Origin of the sequence: Pseudomonas sp. 24 E 13, assembly GCF_900004715.1 — a bacterium.
Classification (GTDB): domain Bacteria; phylum Pseudomonadota; class Gammaproteobacteria; order Pseudomonadales; family Pseudomonadaceae; genus Aquipseudomonas; species Aquipseudomonas orientalis_A.
Genome location: NZ_CVTO01000045.1, coordinates 1 through 3,860, shown reverse-complemented (window position 1 = coordinate 3,860; position 3,860 = coordinate 1). Strand labels below are relative to the sequence as shown.

Annotated in this window: 2 protein-coding genes and 2 pseudogenes; all 4 read left to right on the top strand. The window is 64.8% G+C overall.

The window, feature by feature from the left end; translation table 11 throughout:
* The coding region (locus tag BFP90_RS01670) for an aldehyde dehydrogenase (RefSeq protein ID WP_065895799.1) at positions 1-1,142 on the top strand (1,142 nt) is incomplete at its 5' end.
* 62 nt (positions 1,143-1,204) lie between these two features.
* Positions 1,205-3,079 (top strand): feruloyl-CoA synthase, encoded by a 1,875-nt coding sequence (locus BFP90_RS01665; protein ID WP_065895798.1) that lies wholly within the window; start codon positions 1,205-1,207, stop codon positions 3,077-3,079.
* Positions 3,076-3,795 (top strand): annotated as a pseudogene (locus tag BFP90_RS01660) (acetyl-CoA C-acyltransferase); the annotation flags it as partial. The gene BFP90_RS01665 and the pseudogene BFP90_RS01660, both read left to right, overlap by 4 nt.
* Positions 3,791-3,860: pseudogene (locus BFP90_RS27965) on the top strand (sulfurtransferase TusE); the annotation flags it as partial. The pseudogenes BFP90_RS01660 and BFP90_RS27965, both read left to right, overlap by 5 nt.

The window sequence follows — 3,860 nt, the reverse complement described above, 5'->3', positions numbered from 1 at the left end:
TGGCGGCCAATATGCTGCGCGAAGCAGCGTCGATGACCACCCAGATCACGGGGGAGGTGATCCCCTCCGATGTCCCCGGCAGTTTCGCCATGGCCTTGCGTCAACCGTGCGGTGTGGTGCTGGGCATCGCGCCGTGGAACGCCCCGGTCATCCTCGCCACACGCGCCATCGCCATGCCGCTGGCCTGCGGTAATACCGTGGTGCTCAAGGCCTCGGAATTAAGCCCGGCGGTGCACCGCCTGATCGGCCAGGTGTTGCAGGATGCCGGCCTTGGCGATGGCGTGGTCAACGTCATCAGCAATGCTCCGGCCGATGCCGCCGCGATTGTCGAGCGGCTGATCGCCAACCCGGCCGTGCGCCGGGTCAACTTCACCGGCTCGACCCATGTCGGGCGGATTGTCGGCGAACTCTCGGCGCGTCATCTCAAGCCGGCATTGCTTGAACTGGGCGGCAAGGCACCGTTGCTGGTGCTCGACGATGCCGATCTTGACGCCGCTGTGGCGGCGGCGGCCTTTGGCGCCTATTTCAACCAGGGCCAGATTTGCATGTCCACCGAACGCCTGATCGTCGATGCCAGGGTCGCCGATGCGTTCACCGCCAAGTTGGCGGCCAAGGTCGCGACCTTGCGTGCGGGTGACCCCGCTGCGGCGGATTCGGTGCTGGGCTCCCTGGTGGATGCCAGCGCCGGCACACGCATCAAGGCCCTGATCGACGATGCCCTGGCCAAGGGCGCGCGGCTGGTGGTGGGCGGCCAACTGGAGGGCAGCATCCTGCAGCCGACCCTGATCGATGGCGTCACCGAACAGATGCGCTTGTACCGCGAAGAGTCCTTTGGCCCGGTGGCCGTCCTGCTACGTGGTGAGGGTGATGAAGCCTTGTTGCGCCTGGCCAACGACTCCGAGTTCGGCCTGTCGGCGGCTATCTTCAGTCGTGACACCGGGCGTGCACTGGCCCTGGCCCAGCGGCTCGAGTCGGGGATTTGCCATATCAACGGGCCGACTGTGCATGACGAGGCGCAGATGCCGTTTGGCGGGGTCAAGTCCAGTGGGTACGGCAGCTTTGGTGGCAAGGCGTCCATTGAGCACTTCACGCAATTGCGTTGGGTGACCTTGCAGAACGGGCCACGGCATTACCCGATCTGAGCAGTTGCTGCGACATAACAATAACAAGGCGGCTGTGATCCGCCTTGCTGGAGGACATCCTTGTGAGTTCCGAATTCCGACCGCAACCCCAGCCCGCACCGCGATACCGCGAGGTCTCCATCGGCCACGCGCCGGTGGCGGTCACTGAAGAACACGGCGTGTTGCACATGCGCTCCCTGGAGCCCCTGGCCGAGTTGCCGGCGCGCCTGCTCGATCGCCTGGTGCATTGGGCTCGGGTACGGCCCGAGCAGACGTTTATCGCGGCACGCCAGGCCGGTGGGGATTGGCGCCGTATCAGCTACCGCGAGATGCTCGACAGTGTGCGCGCGATTGCCCAGGGCCTGCTCAGCTACGGGCTGTCGGCGGACAAGCCGCTGGCATTGCTGTCGGGCAACGACATCGAGCATTTGCAGGTCGCCCTCGGCGCCATGTACGCCGGTATTCCTTACTGCCCGGTCTCGCCGGCGTACGCGTTGTTGTCCCAGGATTTCGCCAAGCTGCGGCATGTCTGTGACCTGCTGCAACCCGGGCTGGTATTCGTCAGCGATGCGGCGGCCTACCAGCGTGCGATCGAGGCCGTATTGCCGGCCGAAACTCCGTTGATTTGCGTGCGCGGCCACGTCCCCGGGCGTACTCAGGCCAGCTTTGCGAGCCTGCTGCAAACGCCGGGCGGCGCCGAGGCCGATGCGGCGTTCCAGGCCACCGGTCCTGACAGCATCGCCAAGTTTCTCTTCACCTCGGGCTCGACCAAATTGCCCAAGGCCGTGATCACCACCCAGCGCATGCTCTGCGCCAACCAGCAGATGCTGTTGCAGACGTTTCCGGTGTTTGGTGAGGAGCCTCCGGTGCTGGTGGACTGGCTACCGTGGAATCACACCTTTGGCGGCAGCCACAACATCGGCATCGTGCTCTACAACGGCGGCACCTTTTATCTGGACGACGGCAAGCCCACGGTCCAGGGTTTTGCCCAGACCTTGCGCAACCTCAAGGAGATTTCGCCCACGGCTTACCTGACGGTGCCCAAGGGCTGGGAAGAACTGGTCAACGCCCTGGAACAGGACGCCGAGTTGCGCGAATGTTTTTTTGCGCGGATGAAGCTGTTCTTCTTCGCCGCCGCCGGCCTGTCCCAAAGTATCTGGGATCGCCTCGATCGCGTAGCCGAACAGCACTGCGGTGAACGCATCCGCATGATGGCCGGGCTGGGCATGACCGAAGCCGCACCGTCCTGCACCTTCACCACCGGGCCGTTGTCCATGGCCGGCTATATCGGCTTGCCCGCGCCGGGCTGCGAGGTGCGCCTGGTGCCGGTGGACGGCAAGTTCGAAGGGCGCTTTCGCGGGCCGCATATCATGCCGGGGTACTGGCGGGCGCCCCAGCAAACCGCCGAGGTGTTCGATGAACAAGGGTTCTACTGTTCAGGAGACGCGATCAAGCTCGCCGACCCTAAGCAGCCGCAACTGGGCTTGATGTTCGATGGGCGAATTGCTGAGGATTTCAAGCTCTCTTCCGGGGTGTTTGTCAGCGTTGGTCCGTTGCGCAATCGCGCGGTGCTCGACGGCTCGCCCTATGTGCAGGACCTGGTGATTACCGCGCCCGATCGCGAGTGCCTCGGAGCACTGGTGTTCCCCAGGCTCTACGAATGCCGTCGGCTGGCGGGCCTGGGCGCCGACGCCAGCGACGCCGACGTGCTCGGCAGCGCGCCGGTGCGCCAGTGGTTCGGCGATTGGTTGCAACGCCTCAATCGCGGGGTGACCGGCAATGCCAGTCGCCTGGAATGGATTGCCCTGCTCGACGAGCCGGCGTCCATCGATCGTGGGGAAATCACCGACAAAGGTTCGATCAACCAGCGCGCCGTGCTGCAATGGCGCGCGGCCAAGGTCGAGGCGTTGTATCGCGGCGAAGAGGCCACGATCCTGCGCGCCGAGCCGAAACCTTGAACGGGCAGTATTCGGCGTTTGCCGATGTGGCGATTCTCGAGGCCGTACGCACCCCCTGGATTGACCTGGGTGGCGCACTGTCTCAGGTCTCACCCATCGACTTGGGGATCAAGGTGGGCCGTGAGGTACTGGCCCGTGCGGGTATTGAACCGCAGGCAGTGGACAGCGTTCTGGCCGGCTCCATGGCCCAGGCCAGTTTCGATGCCTACTTGCTGCCGCGGCATATCGGCTTGTACAGCGGGGTGGCGCAAGCGGTCCCGGCACTGGGGGTGCAGCGCATCTGCGCCACCGGTTTCGAACTGTTGCGCCAGGCTGCCGGGCAACTGCGCGACGGCGGGCAACTGGCCTTGTGTGTGGCCAGTGAATCCATGTCGCGCAACCCCATCGCGGCTTACACCCACAGGGGCGGGTTTCGTCTTGGCGGCGAGGTCCAGTTCAAGGATTTTCTGTGGGAAGCCTTGTATGACCCGGCCCCGGGCCTGGACATGATCGCCACGGCCGACAACCTGGCGCGCCGTTATGGCCTGGGTCGCGAGGCGGTGGACCGCTACGCCTGCGCCAGCCACCAGCGAGCGTTGCAGGCGCAGCATGACGGCGCTTGGGTTGACGAGGTGGTGATGGTCGATAACCAGGTATTCGAGCTTGAGGGATACCAGCCCAGAGGCATCAGCCTGGCGCGTCGGACCGGTGCCGTCAGCGCGGACAGCCACCCTCGGCCCGCAAAAGGGCAACAGCCTGCACCTCAATAAACTGTTCAACGGCACTCCCGCCAAACTCGCCG